The sequence below is a fragment of the Hymenobacter norwichensis DSM 15439 genome, assembly GCF_000420705.1.
Classification (GTDB): Bacteria; Bacteroidota; Bacteroidia; order Cytophagales; family Hymenobacteraceae; genus Hymenobacter; species Hymenobacter norwichensis.
Genome location: NZ_ATVL01000006.1, coordinates 153,612 through 171,837, shown reverse-complemented (window position 1 = coordinate 171,837; position 18,226 = coordinate 153,612). Strand labels below are relative to the sequence as shown.

Here is an 18,226-nt window from a genome sequence, read left to right as displayed (position 1 = left end):
TCAAACTCGCCATTTCACTACCTCACTATTTCACGGCTTCATTACTTCCCCGTACTTTTGGGCTACCGCGCCTGTGCGGTCATCCCTCTTTCAAACCAGCATTCCATGAATCTGCCCGCAAACCTCAAGTACACCAAAGAGCACGAATGGGTCCGCGTTGAAGGTGACGTTGCCTATATCGGCATCACCGACCACGCCCAAAAGGAACTCGGCGACATCGTGTATGTGGACATTGACACGCTCGACAAAGAAATTGCGCAGGATGAGGTGTTTGGCACCGTTGAAGCCGTGAAAACTGTTTCTGACCTGTTCAGCCCTATTTCGGGTACGGTTCTGGAAATCAATAGCCACCTCGATGGCACTCCCGAGGCCGTGAATGCCGATCCGTATGGCGATGGTTGGATGGTAAAAATCTCAATTGCCAACCCCGCCGAGCTGGAAGGCTTACTGTCGGCCGAAGCGTATGGTGAACTGGTAGGCGCGTAATTCTTCGTTCCAGTGGCCTCTTTGCTAGCAACTGCTCCGCCCACGCCTCGGCGCCGGCCCCTTGTGGGGCTGCCCCTAGCGTGGGCGGCTGTAGTATTAGTCCTGACCCTGACGCCGGCGCAGGATATGCCCGAGCTACCGCCGTGGGAGTTGATATCCTTCGACACAGCCGCGCATGCTTTCGTGTTTGTGGTGTTAGCGGCACTCACTGTTTTTTCAGTGCGCCGGCAGCAAACCTGGTCGCAGCTACGGCGGTGGGGTTACTTAGCAGTATTACTAGGTGGCACTGCCTTCGGCCTATTAATTGAAGTGCTGCAAATGACCATGAACCTGGGCCGGCACGGCGAATGGTCTGACGGCATCAGCGACGCGCTAGGGGTTGTGGTTGGCTTACTGCTGGGCTACGCTACCCGCCGTTGGTGGGAGTAAGATTGCCTACCCTAATACCTCATTATGCTTGGGCTAGGACGGAAGTGGTTGTGGGCGGCACCGATGTATCTACTGGCATCTGCTTCGGCTTTTGCGCAGGATATGCCACGAGTCCGGCAAACCATCCAAGACCTTACTGCTCCAGCCATGCACGGGCGAGGCTACGTACAGCAAGGAGAGTTGCGCGCCGCTACGTATCTGCGCCGCCGCTTCAAACAGCTTGGTCTACAGCCGCTGGCGCCTGACTACACGCAGCCTTTTTCGCTCGACATCAATACATTTCCCGGACGGCTGCAAATGCAAGCAAGCCCCAGCAGTTCGTCAGGCGTTAGTCGCCTATTCAAGCCTGGCATCGACTTTATTGCCGAGCCCAACTCTGGGGGTGGATATGTAGTAGGTTCCGCTGTAGTATTCGATACGCTGACCTTCAGCAATGTAGCCGCTCGTCGTCGGTGGCTAGCACGTAAGCTAGATGGCCAACCAGTGGTGATACACGCTCGCCACTTGGCCCGCCTCGAGGCACCTACTTTTCCCGACGACAGTCTTCGCAACTCTCTAAATAGTGCCGCCGCTCGCGTTACGCTAGTGGAGCGAAAACTCACTGCGTCTCTTAGCGCCGAGCAAAGCCCCCAGATTCGCCTGCAACTGCTCGCCGACCGTTGGCAGGACACAACGCCCAACCTTATTATCAGGGTGGACGCTATATTGAAGCTTCATTACCCAACCCAGAACATCGTCGGTTACATTCCTGGTCAGATTCAACCCGATTCGTTCTTGGTAGTTACGGCCCACTACGACCACCTGGGCCAGATGGGCAGCAGCACCTATTTCCCAGGAGCGAATGATAATGCCAGCGGCACTGCCATGTTGCTGGAGCTAGCTGCATACTACACTCAGCCAAAAAACAGGCTTGCGTATTCCGTAGTTTTTCTGGCATTTGGCGCCGAAGAAGCTGGCTTAGTGGGTTCCCGTTACTTCGTAGAGCATCCATTGGTACCATTGAGTCGCATCCGCTTCCTTCTGAACCTCGACTTGCTGGGTACTGGCGATGAGGGCGCCACTGTAGTGAATGGTCGGGAACTGCCGGTACAGTTTCAATTGCTGCAACGCCTCAATGAGGCGCAACACGCGCTGAAAGGCTTGGCGGCCCGAGGCAAGGCCGCTAATTCTGACCATTACCCATTTTCGGAGTACGGCGTACCGGCGTTCTTCCTATATACCCGTGGTGGTATAACCGCTTACCACGATGTACACGACCGCGCCGCAACTCTGCCGCTCACTGCCTTCGCCAATATCTTCACGCTGCTTCGCAGCTTTCTGGATGCGCTTCAGGCGCAACCTACAGTGAAGTAGAAGCCACTACTAACAACCCGATACATAACCGAAAAGCCTTGCCGAAACCAGTACCACAGCAGGTACTTGGTTTCGGCAAGGCTTTTCGGTTGCTGAGGCAGGAATATAATACCTGCTTGTGGCTTCTACTCGTTGGTCTTCACCGAAGACATGATCTGCTTGGCAACTGTTTCCCACTCCGGCTTCTGGCGGTCGGCGCAAGTGAACGTGCACATCAGCAACTTGCCTTCCACATCAGTGAAGAAAATTAACTGATATACTTCGTGGCCAAGTTCAGGTTTCATCAATTCGAGGTAGCCCACTTTACGGCCGCTGATTTCTTTTACACCGTTTCCAAACCACTTAGCTTCTTTGAACTGCTTGGAGTAGGTCTTATAGAAGTTGTTGGCGTAGATATCAATCATATCCTGATCAGCCGTGTTATCCGTGTAAGTGAAAGCCAAGCTGGCTTCCTTACTGTTCGTGTATATCACGCTAGGACGGCTTTGAGCACGAGCATAGTTGAAATCCATCTGCTGTTCGCTCATCACTTCAAATCCCTTGGGGATAAGAATTTCCACCCGCTCACTTAGAACGCGCTTTTTGATGAGTTCAACTTCGGCATAGGGTCGAAATGCCGCCAACAAAAGGGTGAGGCAAAACGTAATCGGAAAAAGTAATACTTTTTTCATAATCATTGAGTGAAAAAAGATGAATGTCAAATGGTAGATCCTTTCAAGTATTCAACTGCTACTCTGTTTGGATAACACAATTTACGAATGAAATTTCTGTTAGCAAGAAATATTAGATAAATAAATTTCGAACAAGTCAATGGCACATTTAAAAACACCTTTAAAACACTTTATAAGCGCTATTCATGACACTATAAGTTTTATCACAACTTCACACCATAAGTTATAGCATAAAAATAGCAAACCATTCACGTCTACCTGAGCCATATACTTACTTGAAAAAATTATACATATATACTTTTTGCGTTTAATTGCACTTAAAGTATATTATTGATTTGTTCCTTTATTTTTTCCAGTTCCTCTTTCATACCTACTACTAGGTGTTGTACAATAGAGTCATTCGCTTTGGATCCGATTGTATTGATTTCTCGACCAATTTCCTGCGAAATAAAGGCTAATTTCTTTCCAGTAGGCTCTGGCAAATATGCAGTTTCGGTGAAATAGTGCAAATGACTGATCAAACGCACTTTTTCCTCGGCGATATCCAGCTTTTCTATATAGTAGATTAGTTCTTGTTCGAACCTATTTTGATTGAATTGCTCACTACTCGCTAAGTCGGCGAGGTGGGCACGCAGCCGTTCGCGCACCTGCTCTACCCTATTAGGGTCGTGGCGTTCTATTTCGGCCAGCTGAATCCGAATATTATCGAGGTAACCCAAAATTTCGGTGGTTAGCGCTTGGCCTTCCGTCCGCCGAAATTCATTTACACGATCCAACGCTTGCTGCACCAGCGGTAATAGTTCCTCCCACTCTATTGCGGTATCATCTTCCTGCTCGGGTTGCGCTAAGCCTTCCATTGGCAGGCGCAGACTGCCAGGTAGTGCCCTAGCAATAGCTGTGAGCTGCTCCAACGTAGCTCCAGTACGCCTACTCAACTCCGTTAGCTCCTGATACGCGGCAGCCAAAGCAGCTTGATTTACTATACCGCCTTGCGTGCTAGTAGACCGCACCCGAGTGAAGTCAAAGTTCAGATTCACCTTGCCACGCACCAGGCTTTTGGCTACTAGGTTGCGAATTTCCAGCTCTTTGTCCTGCAGAAAGCGCGGCAGCCGCAACGTTAAATCCAGGGTTTTCGAGTTCAAGGATTTCACCTCGACATTGGCGGAATAAAGGGTGGCGTCGCGGTGGGCAACACCGTACCCAGTCATGGATTGAAGCATACAGGAAAGGAGAAAAAGGTATTCAGCAAAAGTACTGGATAGTTGCAGAGCCAAGGCTGGCAGTGGAGAAGGCAAATTGGTACTGGATGAAACGCAAAAAGCCGGAACCTAAGCTCCGGCTTTCTTAACAATAGCAGATACGATTATGTAATTACAAGCACTAATAAGCTGCGTTCTGTGGATCGAAGTTGGCCCAGCCCTGAGTCCAGTTGTCAGAGCCATTGAAAGCACCACGATATGTACCGTTGGTGAAGAAAGAGTCGGCTGCTTTACCGGTGAAAATAGCACCCGTCAGCAACGGTGAGCCACTCTGGAGAATGAAAGCTGGACCATTGAGGTTAAACGAGTTGGCATTTAGGCCTAGCGCCATCAGACCAGTGCTAGCTACTACTTGGTTGTTTTTGCCAGAGCCGTTAAACCACGTTTGCACATCAGCATCGGTGAAGGCACCGCTGCCCGTGTTATTAGCGGCCCGTAGCGGCGTGTTGCAGTTGGCAATAGTTACACCGCGCAGGTCCAGCTGGGCATTGTTGTTCCCCTGTACGTTCGACCAAGTTGAGGTGCCATCAAGGCGCAGACCTTCAGGGTAGCCCACGAATACAGAGTTGTAGATGCTGATAGCCGTATTGCGGCGCAGGTGCATAGCCGATTGGTACACACCGCTACCCGACGCCTGCGTAGTGGGCGGCGCACCGGCTGTCACGAACACGCTCATATTGCTGAATACGGGTGCTGTAAGAGGTAAGCCAGCATTGTCGCCGGTAGCAGGAGTACCGGGGTTGAAGTTGTCCGACTCAAAGCCGTTAGAAGCGGACTGGTCAGCAAATTGTGGGTCGCGTAGGGAAAGGCCGTACTGCACTTTGCCGGTGAAGCCGAAATCTGTGTCGAAATCGTCGTCGAAGCCACGGTAAGCAATAAGGTGCTTGGCATTTACGGTACCGCCGAACCACTCGAAAGAATCGTCGCCCGAGTAAGACACCTGCACGTAGTCGATTTGGGTGCCTGAACCTACGCCGTACATAGTCAGGCCGTTGATTTCGCTGTTAGCCGTGGTTGAGAGCGGAATACCGGCAAACTCGATGCGCACGTATTTCAGGCTACCCGAGTTATCGGCATTATTGGTACCACCGAAATTACCGCGGATACCACCTTCCATTTCGGTGCTGAGTGACCGGTTGATGGGCGCACTACCCACCAGCACGAGCCCGCCCCAGTCGCCGTAGTTGCGGGTGCCAGGCGCCTTGGCCGACGTGAAAACAATGGGGTTCGACTGGGTGCCTTCGGCAATAATTTTGGCACCGCGCTCAACAATCAGGGCCCCTTTTGTGGTCTGGTCGCCAAAAATTTTAGTGCCAGGCTCGATAGTGAGGGTGGTACCGTTCGTTACGTACACAAAGCCTTTCAGCAGATATTTCTCGTTGGCGCGCAACGTGCGGCTAGTGGTAATCTCGCCCTCCAGAATCACACGGCCGGCACTATCGGTGGGGCCGCTGGGGTCTTGTGTGGAAGGTGCATTGTCGTTGTTGTCCTCACAGCTGCTGAGCGACGAAGCACTGGCTAAAGCCAGCATAGCCAACAGCAACATTTTCGGAAAGCGTTTCATAAAAGGGATTTGGGTGAATGAAACAATAGAGGAGCCAACGGCTGCTATTACCAGTTGAAATTCAGGCCCAGCGTGGTGCTGGAGCCCCGGCGGAACGAACGGTAGGCACCGTCGTTACTCGAATATTTACCGTTGCGGTCCAAGTCCTGCACCAACTGCACGGGCTGGTTGAAGATGTCTTGCCAGGCAGCGCGCAATTCCCAGTGTTTAGTTAGGCGCTTGGTCAGCACCAAGTCGAGCACGTTGCGGGGTACTTCAAACAGAGTAGGGTTGTCCACGTTGCCTACCGCGAAAATGCGCGGACCTACCACGTTATAAAGCACGCTCAGCTGCGTACCCCGCTCGTCGTCGTTGTAGTAAGCACCCAGGTTGATGAGGTAAGGAGACTGCCCCTGTAAGGGGCGACGCTGAATTTGCGTGTCACCTACGTAGGTGGATTTCACTTGGCCACTGGCATCCGGAATCATCAAATAGTCTCCTAGTTGTACACGGCTGTAGATGTAGGAGAAATTACCAACGAATGACAGGCGCTCCAACCACCGCGAAGCTGATATACCAGCCAACGACTTCCGTACCTCAGCTTCTACGCCGTAGCTAGTAGCCGACTGGGTGTTCACGCTAGAATAGCCCAACACGTTGGCCCCGCCTACCGAACTATTCATGAAGGTTTCGATGGGGTCGTTGAAGTGCTTGTAGAAACCGCCCAGCGTGATTTGCTCACCCGTAGAAGGGTACATTTCCCAGCGCAGGTCGAGGTTCTGAACCTTAGCTGTTTTCAGAGAAGCGTTGCCTTGCACATCGGCATTCAGGTTGAAGTCATAGAAACGGAAGGTGGAAAGCTCCCGGAACTCGGGCCGGTTGATGGTTGAAGCATAAGCCGCACGCACCAACATCTTGTCGGTTAGGTTGTACGAGAGGTTCAAGGAAGGCAGCGGGCTAAACAGGCGCTGGCCACCTCGCACCGTGCCGCCACCGCGGAACTGGTTGTTTACTACCTGGTCGTTGTATTCACCCCGGAAACCTGCTACCCCCGTAAACTTGCCAAGTGGCAGGGTGAGGCTAGCATAGCCGGCCGCCAGCGTGTTATTGGCATCGTACACGTCGTTGGGGTCGGTACCTTCTTGCAGCGCAAAGCCACCATTCTGGCCGGTCAGGTTCTGGTTGCTAAACACTTGGTCTACGGGTTGCAGGCGGGTGCCGCTACCGGTAGCACCGGTGTTGCCCACGTTGGTGTAGCCAAACCAGCGAGCCGAGAAGTCCCGGTCTTTGCGCTCGGCATAAAGGCCAGCCTTCAGCTTGATACCACCTTCTTTATTGGTAGAATCCGTCGTGAATTGGTGCACTACGTTCAGGGCCGCCGATTCCACCCGCTCGTTGAGCTTGGAGAAATAGCGCGAAGCTTCTGTCAACACGGGTTGAGGACCGGTAGCCACCCCATAAGACGCCGGTGAACCGTCGCTTTCAAGGCCGCCTAAGGGGCGCAGGTAGCGTACCCGGCGCCAATCGGGCTCGGTGCGGTGAGTATAAGCGAAGCCACCTACCCAGTTGATGGTGGTTTTGTCGTTGGCCAACTCGTGGTTGCCTATCAGCTGACCTGAGTAGATGCTGCGGCTCTCGAACCGCTCTGAGTAAGAACGAACATCGTTGGTAGCCACCTTGTCTTGCCCCTCACGCACTACCGTTTCGGCAGCGCCAAGCTGATTGAACAAGTTCTTGAACTCCAGCGTGCTGCGGCTGTTCAAGCGCAGCCAGAAGTTTTGCACCACGCCTAAGCGCACTTCATTGTTATAAGCCTGGTCTTTGTATTCGGCGTTAGTAGCGCTACGATCGGCTCCCAGCGCGTAGAAAGTTAAGTTAGGCGTGGTAGCTACGTTGTAATTGCCGTAGTTGAGGCTGGTAAGCGTACCTACTTGCTTTTCGCCTAGCTCGAAACGACGGCCCAGGCTGAAAGAAAGCCGCAAATCGGGAGCAGCTTTTGCCGAACGCACTGCCCAGTTGTTGGGCAGTTGGCGACCGTAAGCGGCCTGTAGCGTAAGAGGAAGGCTACGGTCGATTTTGCCGGGCCAGTTGTCGGGGATGGTACGCTTGCCGCTGTCGAAACCCAGCCAGTCGTACTTACCGCCTTCGTACTTCTGCACGTCTTTGAACGTAGTGCCGTTGCGGTAGCCGCCCTGCACGCCGAAAGAAGTGAAGTTCTCTTCGGGAGCACGCTTGGTGTACACCTTGATTACCCCGCCGGCAAAGTCGCCGGGCAGCTCAGCCGAACCCGACTTGAAAATCATCATCCGGTCGATAACGCTGCTCGGAATCATGTCAAAGGCGAAGGCCCGCGTATCTACTTCTGAGCTGGGCGTCAGCACGTCGTTCAGCATCACGGCATTGTAGCGCTGCACCAAACCACGTACCAACACAAAGCGGTTGTCCTGGATACTCACGCCTGGCACGCGGCGCGCAATCTGGGCGGCGTCGCGGTCCTGCGACTTTACAATCTGCTCGCTCGATACGCCCACGGCTACCAACTGTGCATTGCGCACTTCCGAAATAACGGCTACCTCGGTGTTGGTGCGGCGTTGCGCCGTTACCACCACTTCGCCAAGGGCCGCCGAGGAGCTGTTCAGTTGGGTGTTCACCACTACCACCTTGCCCGACTCCACTTGCAGGCCCGGAATGGTTTTGGTGGAGTAAGATACCGAGTTGATTACCAGCGAGTAGGTAGCTACCGGTACTTTGTTGAGCGTGAAGTTGCCATCGAGGTCGGTGGCGGCTCCGATGGAAGTGCCCGGCACGCCCACGCTGGCTCCGATAATAGGCTCCTGCGTAGTGGCATCTTTCACGGTACCCTTAATGGTGCCGGTCTGGGCCCAGGTGGCGGCGCTGCTACCTAGCAGCAGCAGCAGAAAAGTCAGAAAACGAGTAAGAATCAGGTTCATGGGCTTGAATTATGCCGCAAAGCTCCTGTTCCAGCGTTACCTCATTGTATCCCCAATATTACCAAATCGTAAACGGCGGTTTCCAGCCCGTAGAGCCATGTTCATACATGTTAAAAGATTAATACAAGTGTCAGCTAGCTACTACCAGCCACTCTCAACCGCCTAACTACTTCGCTTGCTGCTACCTTTGAGGCAGTTCCGCCACGCTGCCTTATACCTTATATATACATGCGCGTTCTGCACTTGCCTAAGTGGTACCCTCACCGCTACGACGACCAGGACGGCGACTTTGTAGCGCGGCACGTAACGGCTATTGCGTTGCACGCTGAAACGGCTGTGCTGTTTGCCACCGTAGCGCGCGGCCCCTTACCTCGCCTGATAGAGTGCGAAGCCGACCTTACGGCCCGAGTACCTATACTGCGCTATTATTACCGCGCTCAGCCAACGGGGCTGAAGCCATTGGATAAGCTATTGAAGCTCGTTTTGTATTTCTGGTGCCTGGCACGAGGCTACCAACAATTTATGCGCCATTGGGGTAGTCCGCCGCAACTGGTGCACGTGCATGTACTGCTCCGGACCGGGCTATTTGCCTGGTGGCTGAAGCTGACGCAGGGTATACCTTATATAATAACCGAACACTGGACGCTATATCTACCTGCGCGAGCCCACAGCATTGGGTGGCTGCGGCGGTGGCTGACACGCTGGGTGGTGCAGCACGCGGCAGCACTTCACACAGTGTCGGAAGGATTACGCGCGGCTATGCAGCAGTTGGGCTTCTTGGCTCCTCGCTCTGAAGTTATTGCCAATGTGGTTGACACCGAACTGTTTTCTCTAGCACCAGTAGCACGCAGCTCTGGGCAGTTGTTGGTCGTCTCGGCATTTCATGACGAGGTAAAAAACATATCGGGCGTACTGCGGGTGTTTGCCCAGTTGCGGCATCGGTGGCCAACCCTGCGGCTGCGGGTGGCTGGCTACGGCCCCGACGAAGCTAAACTGCGGCAACTAGCCAATGAACTGGGTCTGCTAACCAACAACACAGTCACGTTTCTGGGTAAGCTACCACACGAGGAAGTGGCGCGGGAGATGCAGCAGGCAACAGCCTTGGTATCATTCAGCCGAGCCGAAACGTTTGGGTGCGTGTTCTTGGAAGCCCGGTCTACGGGCTGCCCGGTAGTAGGGCCAGCTACGGGGGGGGTGCCTGAACTATTTGAACCCGATGGTACCTTTGGGCTGCTAATCCTCCCCGATGATGAAGCTGCGCTGACCCACGCCCTAGAAGCTGTGTTAAGCGGCACTTATGTTTTTAAGGCGGCTACGTTGCACGCCGATGCCGAGGCACGGTGTAGTTACACGCAAGTAGGACAGCGCTTTGCTGCTTTATACCGCTCCATCCTATTGGTGCATGCCACCGGTTCTGGCGTAGTCGCCGCATCTTAGCGGTTTATTCCGCCTGGTTTTTATGGTTCATCGGATTTTACGCAATTTCATAACCCGCCTAGCCACAGCCTTGCTGAGCTTTGCGGTGGTGTGGCTGACGGCGCGCTACTTAGGAGCGGCCGGGCGCGGGGCCGTGAGCTTGTTCGTGACAGACTGCGCGGCGTTGCTTTTGTTTATTGGCTTGCTGGGCGGCTCCTCTCTCATCTACCTGGCTCCGCGCCGCAATTTATGGCACCTACTGCTACCTGCTTATGGCTGGGCCACAGTGGTTTGCCTGATGGGCACGGGAGCGGTAGCCTTGGTGCGCGAAGTGCCGCTTAGCTACCTCGGCCATCTGCTGGCATTAGCTTTATTGCAGGCTTTTCTATCAATAAATACGTCGTTACTGCTTGGGCGCCGCCAGGAAGCGGCCTATAACCGCTTGGCAGCCGGACAAGTAGCCTTACTGGCCGGTGGCTTGCTGCTAGCTTTTGCTGTTCTCAACCAGCGCGTGGTTCCTGTGTATTACTATGCTAGCTACTTGGCCTATAGTGTACCGTTGCTGTTGAGCTTGCGCCCACTATGGAGGCAGCCCGACCGTAGGCGGCGCGGCGGCCGACGCCTACGGGCTACCGTTCGGGAACTGGCCCGCCACAGCCGAGGGGCGCATTTTTCCAATATTTTGGCCTTCGCTAATTACCGGCTCAGCTACTACTTCGTGGCGCATTTTGCTGATGCCCGGGCAGTAGGTATCCTGTCGGTAGGCGTGGCGCTAACGGAGGCCATCTGGCTGATTCCGCGCAGCACAGCATTGGTGCAATATGTTGATTTGATACATGCTGGCAAGGCAGCTGCTTCTATTGCGTCGGCAATGCGCGTATCACGGCTTACGGTGCTGAGCACGATTGGGGCCGTTGGCGTGCTGGCGCTGCTACCCCCGGCGGTATTAGCGGCGGTGTTTGGCCCCGAATTTGGGGCGGCGCGGCCGGTTATTTTGCTGCTGGCTCCTGGTAGCATCATTATGGCTTTCCAGATTTTGTGCAGCAGCTACTTTGCCGGTCTGGCGCAGTACCGCATCAACAATACAGCTTCGGTACTGGGCTTACTAATGACCATAATAGCGTGCTCGTTGCTAATTCCGCGCTTCGGTATTCAAGGCGCAGCTGTAGCCAGTACGTTGTCATACACGGTGTCCACGGCTTTTCTACTCTACCATTTCCATCGTGCCACAGGGGCGGCGCCGTGGTCTTTTCTACCGGGCCCTGCGGATGCCGCGCATGCTTGGTCATTGGTCCGGCAACGCCTACATAGCTAGGGTTTCACCTGTACTGTAAGCTCGAAATACGGCACTGGATCCGTGAGCAAGTTAGGCGTATAGGTAGGCAAGACCACCGGCGAGTACAGCGCGCATAGGGTGTTGGCCACCTGCACCAATTGGCCGGTAGCAGTAGCAGGCAATCCATCCAGAATACCGGCCAGCACCTCCCAGCGTGGCTGCGCGGGCTGGCGGCTGGCATCATGCCACACTACCACCGTATTCGGCCCTACCAAGTGCTCGAACACACGGCGCGTATCGGTTTGCACGGCTTCGTACCGATGGTCGCCATCAATAAATACCACGTCGAAATGCCCCAGGCTGGCGAAATCAAACGTGGCGGAGTTACCATGTAGGTGTACCACATTGGGCAATGGCCGCGAAAAAAACCCATGCAGTTCGATGTACCGCTCACTCAGCTTTAGCTGGCGCATTTCCTCCGCCGACAGGTTGAGCGTGTGTACCGACTCGGCCACTTCTGCTACGTTGGCGGCACTCTCGCCGCGCCACGTTCCAATCTCGAAATAGCGGCATGCTGACACTTGACGCGCTAAAGCCCGGAGCAGCAGCAAATCGGTGGGCAGGGAGCCCCCATCCCGAAAGGCAAATGGCCGCACGGTGTGGTCGGCGGGCGAAAGGAAATGGGTAAGTGGTACTGCCGGGAGCCCTTGTGCCGTCAGGTTGCGGGCGGCGTGGCGGGCTACTCGCCGTTGCCAAGCCGCCTCGTCGGTGGCTAGCACGTTGTTGAGCAGCCAGGGGTTACGCACTAGGCTGGCTAAGCCACGCAGGGTTTTGGAAATACGAGACAATACCAAGAGCTTAAAGACGACTCTGCAAAGCTACGCGTGTGCATGGGATTTAGAACTTCACCCTCCTATTGCTAGTGGTGTCAGCTGTAGCCTAGCTTATAATTGCCGTAAGGACGCCCCTTATAATCAGCTACCTCATAGTCCTGGCACCTCTCAAATAAAAATTTGCACCCCACAGCAGCCTTTTGGCGCTACCACTTGTCTGCCTAATGCAACCCGCTTCGGGGCGTGAAACTATCCAGCATGCCGGCCTCTTCTGAACTCGACGCTCTGCTTGCCCGTTGCGCCCGCCGCGAACCAGCTGCTCAACGGGCCTTGTACGCCCGGTATGCCGGCCGGATGCTGGGAGTGGCACGGCGGTACGCCCGTACCCTTCCCGAAGCCGAAGACATTCTGCAGGATGCCTTCGTGAAAGTTTTCACTCACCTAACCGAGTTTCGGGCCGAGGGCACCCTCGAAGGCTGGATTCGGCGCATAGTTGTAACAACGGCCATCAACCATTGGCAAAGCGGCCGGCTCCGTCGGCAAACGCAAGGCGCTACGCTCGACGATATACCCGACCCGCCGGCTACTGATTCCTCGGCTTTCGACCGGTTGAACGTGGCAGAAGTACTGGCTCTGATGGAAAAACTGCCGGATGGCTGCCGCCTTATACTTATGCTGTATGCCGTAGATGGCTACTCTCATCGCGAGATAAGTGAACTATTGAATATACAGGAAAGCACTTCCAAAGCTCAACTCAGTAAAGCCCGAAAGCAATTGCAACACCTTTATCTACAACAGAACAACTACATCCGATTATGATGCAGGAACCCGAAGACGACCGGCTAGACCAGTCGTTGCGCGACACATTCAGCGACTATGACCTACCACCTTCCGGCCATATCTGGGGTGGTATTGAGAGTCAGCTGTCGGCCATGCCTGGCCCGCCCCGAACCGTACCTCTTGCCCTGCTTTTACCAGCAGTAGGGCTGGTGGGCATAGCTGTTGGCTGGCTGTTGCCACACCCCACTAAGCTAACTCAAGAGCCGCAACCAACCATAACTACTGAAACGGCTGTTCAATCCAAACCCCTGCCCGCCCCTGTTCCATTAGCATACACTTCCGAACAGACTCCGCTGCGCAGCAATGCTATCCGTGTTCAAGTAAAGGCAAACAGACCCGTTGCCAAACGTGTGCGGCCCGTACCAGCATCGGCTACTAGCCCAAATGCGCAGGCAACTCCCTTGTCTCCGCTAACTGATTCGATGGTACTAGCGGCTGCCGTGATGCCTACTACGCCTCTCGAATCGGCAGCAAGCACTACAGTTGCTGAAAAGAGTGCCACCAGTGTCACTTCATCAACTGCTATTGCTACGCCGCTACAGGATACAGCTGGCACAACATCACCACTCTATACTAGTGCTGCCCCAAAGCAAAGCTTGCGCGAGTGGCGCCCCGAATACCGAACGCCAAAACACCGACTTGAGGAGCGCGGTGGCCGCCTGCGGCGCATTCGCACCTCCATTACCAAGCACTGGCAGCACTTATTTAATAAGCATCGGTCTGGCCAGCCTGCCTCGTAGCAATAAGAGAAAAGCGCAGTTTTTATATTAAATTAAAACATTAGATACTAATTACTTACACTATCACTCCGTGTTACCCAACTATTAATTATTCACTTTTCAATCAACACATAGCAGCCTTTTTACTCTTACTTCTGTCTGGGCAAGAGCGCGCTTGAACCTGATGGTTAAGTCACGTTTTACCTGCTAACACCTTGTGCTGAAGGCCTTGATACTAACGCTATGTCTGTCTCGCTACACGCTACTACCCAACTCCCTTTACCAGTTCAACCCGTTTCATCAGGCCGTGCCCGTTCCATCGAGTTGTGGCTACTCACTGCCTTTCTATTTTCGCTGCTCATTGTGGGCAGGCTGACAGCACATAATCCTGCTAGCACGCGGCTTCGGCAGCTACCAGCCAGCACGATGCTGCTGCACCATATCACCCCACCTGCTGCCCCTAGCAAATCCGACGGCCCTGTGCCACTGTTTCAGCCAACAGCCTTCCACCTATTAGTTCTAGCTCCTACAGCTAAGTAGCTTAAAACACATTTTACCAGTATAACCTCTTAGCTAATAGGCACTTTACCTAGAATAGCCTCTATCAAATCCTGGGTCCGGATTCCGTCTGCCTCGGCCTCATAAGTGAGCAGAATGCGGTGGTTGAGCACATCAGCAGCTACGTCCTTTATATCTTCAGGTAGCACGTAGTCCCGTTCATCGAAATAAGCCACAGCTTTGGCGGCCCGGTGCAGGGCAATACTGGCCCGTGGGCTCACCCCAAACTGCACATACTGCTGAAACTCGGCTAAGTCGTAGTCGGCGGGTTTACGAGTAGCAAATACCAGCTCGATGATATACTTTTCTAGCGTTTCTGAAATCTGTACTTGGTTGATTTGCTGCCGGATGCCAAAGATATCTTCTTTGGTCAGGATGGGATTTACTTCGCCCACGTAACTCATGTTGGCCATACGGCGCATCACTTCCAGCTCGTCGGTTTTCTTGAGGTAATCCACAAATACTTTCATCATAAACCGGTCTACCTGCGCTTCGGGCAGCGGGTAGGTACCCTCCTGCTCCACGGGGTTTTGGGTGGCCAGCACCAGAAACGGCAAGTCCAACGGATATGTAGTTTCGCCAATAGTTACCTGTTTTTCCTGCATGGCTTCCAGCAAAGCGCTTTGCACTTTGGCCGGGGAACGGTTGATTTCATCGGCCAGCACCAGGTTGGCGAAGATGGGGCCTTTCTTCACCTCGAATACCGACTGGTTCTGATTGTAAATCATGGTGCCCACCAAATCAGACGGTAGCAGATCAGGAGTGAACTGCACGCGCTGAAAATCAAGATGTAGCACCTTGGAAAGCGTACTGATTGTAAGGGTTTTGGCTAGCCCCGGCACGCCTTCTAGCAGCACGTGGCCACCCGTAAACAAGCCAATCAGCAGCCGGCCTATCATGTACTGCTGGCCTACCACTACCTTGCCTACTTCGGCGAAAATTTGCTTGATTTTCAGCTGATAATCGGGAGTGGAATCGGGAGTAAGCGGAAGCATACGCGGCTGGCAAAGAAAGGAAGTGGCACTAAGGTAAAGAATCAGGCGGCTTTGCCAGCATCATTGGGCTGGCATTGAGTACAACGTAACTCGTTCCCTCTTCTGTTGCCTTATCAAGTATTTTAGGTTCGAAAGGCTAATTCGATCCGAGTAGTGTTTAGCGCAACCCATATTTCACTTATTGCACTTAATACAGAATGTTGAAATTTATCATCTATCAACGGGTGGTACTGGCCGAGTGAGTTGGGGTACTTGGCGGCTGGACCGCGCAGTTCAGCTAGGGCAGTTAGCTAGCAAGAGGCCTACCCGTACCTTAGTGAGGCCATATACCGCGCCGGGACCATTATACCGTATGAAATCAGCTGCTTTTTCTCTCCCGCTTTTCACCCATCAACCAGGACAGTCCGCTGCCGAGTTGCAGGTAGCTGAGCTACGGCGGGAGTTGGCAGCATCCCGCCAGCGCGAACAACAGCTTCAAGCGCGTAACTGCACAGGCTATACCAACGATGATGACGCCCGGCAGGCCCTCATTCGACAAGTGATGGATACCAGCCCCCACGTTATGTACGTGCGCGATGCGCAGGGCCAGCTGATTTTCCGTAACCGCGCCTTCGATGAGTTGGCCGAACGCAGCCACCACGCTGTCACGCCGCTACACCTCGACTTAACTGCACCCCTGGAATTACCCGACTGGGAAGTTGCTTATCACGCAGTGCTTAACCAGCAGCAAGCCGTGGCGCAAGAAAGCGCTTATGCGCTGGCCGATGGACAGGTGCTGTGGTTTAAGTTGAATAAGCTACCGTTGCCGCAGCCTAATGGCACCACGCATGTACTTACTATTGCCACCGACATCACGGAGGTCAAGACCGCGCGCGATACGCTGGAACAAAGCGAAAAGCGCTACCGTGATTTGCTGGCGCATACTCAGGCCCTGATTGGCACCCACGACTTACAGGGGCGGATGCTGACGGTGAACCCAGCGGTGGAGGAGCTGATGGGGCTGCCGGCTTCGGCTATTGTGGGAGCCCACCTCACCCAGGCCGTGCCGCACGCTCTACAAAGCGAAGTGCAACAGTACCTCGCCGAAATCAGCACCAGTAAGCACAGCCAAGGGGTAATGAAGATAGTGAACCAACAAAACGACCGTCATTACGTGCTGTTCAACAATTTCCGGGTGGATGAGCCCGGCCAAGAGCCCTACGTGGTAGCCTACGGGCAAGATATCACCGAACGAGTACAGGCAGAACGCGAATTGCACCGCGCCAAACAGGAAGCAGAGGCTAATGCCTTGGCCAAGGAAAATTTTCTGGCCAACATGAGCCATGAAATCAGGACGCCCATGAACGGCGTATTGGGCATGGCGGGCCTGCTGGCCAAGACCCCGCTTGATGCCCAGCAGCGACAATACCTTGACACTATATTGGCATCTGGCCGTAATTTGCTGGCAGTGCTTAATGATGTGTTAGATATGGCGAAGATTTCGGCTGGCAAGCTTGAACTAGAACAGATTGCTTTCGACCTCGGCAAATCCGTGCGAACGGCCGCCCAAACTTTAGCCTATCGGGCCGCCGAGAAAGGCTTGACGTTTGATATTCAGCCGCTGGTATTGCCTGAGCCCGTAGTGGTGAGTGACCCGTACCGGCTCAACCAAGTACTGCTGAATTTACTTAGCAACGCCATCAAGTTCACGGAGCACGGCAGCGTTACGCTAGGTGCCGACGTACTCTCTGACACGCCCGAGGCCGTTACCATCTGTTTCTGGGTGCGCGACACGGGCATCGGCATTCCGGTGGAAAAGCAGCAGCAGATTTTTGAGAACTTCACCCAAGCCTATACCGATACGACGCGCCGCTTCGGTGGGACTGGGCTGGGTCTGGCCATCAGCCGGAGCTTAGTGGAGCAACTAGGCGGTAAACTGGAACTTTCCAGCATCCCAAAGCAGGGCTCATGGTTTACTTTTACGCTTACGCTACCTAAAGCCACCGACCAGCAGATAGCTCCCACCCCTCCCCTACCTGATTACCAACGCCTGCAAGGAGCCCGGGTGCTACTGGCCGAGGACAGCGCTGTGAATCGGCAGCTTACCACGCTCATCCTCAAAAACTGGGGCATTGCCGTGGACAGCGCCGTAAATGGCCCCAACGCACTGGCTTTGTTCCAGGCTCGTACCTACGATGCTGTGCTGATGGACATTCAGATGCCGGGCATGAGTGGGCTGGAAGTAACCGAGGCCATCCGGCAAAGCACCGACCCCGCCCGGGCCAGCATACCCATTATTGCTCTCACGGCCAATGCTTTCCGCGCCGACCGAGAGCGGTACTTACAAGCAGGTATGAACGACTGCCTGACCAAACCTTTCGAAGAAACCGACCTGTATCAGAAATTGGTAGCTCAACTCTTTCCCGTCACCAACCACCTGCCTACGGCTGTACCGGCAACTGCCGCGGCAACCCCTACGTCGGGGCCAACCGAACTAGTCGCCCCACTTTTCGATCTGAGCCAGCTGGAGCGCAATGCGCACGGCAACCAAGAGTTTATGCGCCGCATGATAGAGGTGTTTCTGGCCGAGGTACCGGTAGCTGCCAACGACCTGCAAACTGCCGCTGCTACCAAAGATTGGTTGGCCCTGACCACACTGGCTCACAAGTTGAAATCCACTCTGAAGCTGTTCCAGATTACCACCGCCTTCGAGTATTTGCTGGTGCTGGAAGATCCTGCTACCGCCCCCGAAGCACGCCAGGTAGCTGCTCAAAACCTAGGCAACCTGCTGAAACGCGTATGCACGTCTCTTCAACAGACAGTAGGTTAAAAAGAAGTAGCGCGAAACTGAGTTTCGCGCTACTTCTTTTTAAGGTTAACTGACGACCAACTCTCAATAACAAGTAAGAAAATCAATA

General features: G+C 54.0%; 15 protein-coding genes. 9 read left to right on the top strand and 6 right to left on the bottom strand.

The genetic code is table 11. The features are described 5' to 3' along the window. The first annotated feature begins 105 nt into the window (after positions 1–105). The 3 genes from gcvH to G536_RS0101790 all read left to right on the top strand — a co-directional run bounded on the left by gcvH (position 106) and on the right by G536_RS0101790 (position 2,268). Positions 106–486, top strand: coding sequence for a glycine cleavage system protein GcvH (gene gcvH / locus G536_RS0101800; protein WP_022821866.1), 381 nt, complete (start codon positions 106–108; stop codon positions 484–486). 12 nt (positions 487–498) lie between these two features. Further along, on the top strand, positions 499–915 hold the full coding sequence (locus G536_RS0101795; protein WP_157530310.1) for a VanZ family protein: 417 nt from the start codon (positions 499–501) through the stop codon (positions 913–915). A gap of 102 nt (positions 916–1,017) precedes the next feature. Continuing rightward, positions 1,018–2,268 carry a M28 family metallopeptidase gene (locus tag G536_RS0101790; protein WP_026879753.1) on the top strand — a complete coding sequence of 417 codons (1,251 nt, stop codon included), beginning with the start codon at positions 1,018–1,020 and terminating at the stop codon, positions 2,266–2,268. Positions 2,269–2,393: 125 nt separating this feature from the next. On the opposite strand, the gene G536_RS25790 is transcribed toward G536_RS0101790, so the two are convergent. The 4 genes from G536_RS25790 to G536_RS0101770 form a co-directional block, all read right to left on the bottom strand. Beyond that, positions 2,394–2,939 (bottom strand): hypothetical protein, encoded by a 546-nt coding sequence (locus G536_RS25790; protein ID WP_157530308.1) that lies wholly within the window; start codon positions 2,937–2,939, stop codon positions 2,394–2,396. A 317-nt stretch (positions 2,940–3,256) separates the two neighbouring features. Continuing rightward, a complete protein-coding gene (locus G536_RS0101780) occupies positions 3,257–4,213 on the bottom strand; it encodes a YicC/YloC family endoribonuclease (RefSeq protein WP_245575735.1) in 957 nt (318 codons plus the stop codon). A 106-nt stretch (positions 4,214–4,319) separates the two neighbouring features. Next, positions 4,320–5,762 (bottom strand): hypothetical protein, encoded by a 1,443-nt coding sequence (locus G536_RS0101775; protein ID WP_022821861.1) that lies wholly within the window; start codon positions 5,760–5,762, stop codon positions 4,320–4,322. A gap of 47 nt (positions 5,763–5,809) precedes the next feature. Beyond that, positions 5,810–8,692, bottom strand: a complete 2,883-nt coding sequence (locus G536_RS0101770; RefSeq protein ID WP_022821860.1) for a TonB-dependent receptor — start codon at positions 8,690–8,692, stop codon at positions 5,810–5,812. 228 nt (positions 8,693–8,920) lie between these two features. On the opposite strand from G536_RS0101770, the gene G536_RS0101765 reads away from it, so the two are divergent. Together G536_RS0101765 and G536_RS0101760 are read left to right on the top strand one after the other, a co-directional pair. Beyond that, a complete protein-coding gene (locus G536_RS0101765) occupies positions 8,921–10,129 on the top strand; it encodes a glycosyltransferase (RefSeq protein ID WP_022821859.1) in 1,209 nt (402 codons plus the stop codon). A gap of 22 nt (positions 10,130–10,151) precedes the next feature. Further along, positions 10,152–11,423 carry a lipopolysaccharide biosynthesis protein gene (locus G536_RS0101760; RefSeq protein ID WP_022821858.1) on the top strand — a complete coding sequence of 424 codons (1,272 nt, stop codon included), beginning with the start codon at positions 10,152–10,154 and terminating at the stop codon, positions 11,421–11,423. Here the strand turns inward: G536_RS0101760 and G536_RS25785 are convergent. Next, complete coding sequence (locus tag G536_RS25785; RefSeq protein WP_169515026.1) at positions 11,420–12,232, bottom strand: class I SAM-dependent methyltransferase; 813 nt, start codon at positions 12,230–12,232, stop codon at positions 11,420–11,422. The genes G536_RS0101760 and G536_RS25785 overlap by 4 nt on opposite strands. 243 nt (positions 12,233–12,475) lie before the next feature. Here G536_RS25785 and G536_RS0101750 point away from each other — a divergent pair, with 243 nt between their 5' ends. From G536_RS0101750 to G536_RS31960, 3 genes are all read left to right on the top strand, one after another. Then, the gene (locus G536_RS0101750) at positions 12,476–13,036 is read left to right on the top strand and encodes an RNA polymerase sigma factor (protein WP_022821856.1); all 561 of its coding nucleotides are present in this window, start codon (positions 12,476–12,478) and stop codon (positions 13,034–13,036) included. Then, complete coding sequence (locus tag G536_RS31965; RefSeq protein ID WP_157530306.1) at positions 13,033–13,797, top strand: hypothetical protein; 765 nt, start codon at positions 13,033–13,035, stop codon at positions 13,795–13,797. Before G536_RS0101750 ends, G536_RS31965 begins: the two co-directional genes overlap by 4 nt. Positions 13,798–14,019: 222 nt before the next feature. Next, complete coding sequence (locus tag G536_RS31960; RefSeq protein ID WP_157530304.1) at positions 14,020–14,316, top strand: hypothetical protein; 297 nt, start codon at positions 14,020–14,022, stop codon at positions 14,314–14,316. Positions 14,317–14,345: 29 nt separating this feature from the next. Here G536_RS31960 and G536_RS0101745 read toward each other — a convergent pair whose 3' ends face one another. Next, positions 14,346–15,329, bottom strand: coding sequence for an AAA family ATPase (locus G536_RS0101745; protein ID WP_022821855.1), 984 nt, complete (start codon positions 15,327–15,329; stop codon positions 14,346–14,348). Positions 15,330–15,681: 352 nt separating this feature from the next. Between G536_RS0101745 and G536_RS0101740 the strand changes: the two genes are divergently transcribed. Further along, positions 15,682–18,138, top strand: coding sequence for a hybrid sensor histidine kinase/response regulator (locus G536_RS0101740; RefSeq protein ID WP_084708448.1), 2,457 nt, complete (start codon positions 15,682–15,684; stop codon positions 18,136–18,138). Positions 18,139–18,226 lie beyond the last annotated feature (88 nt).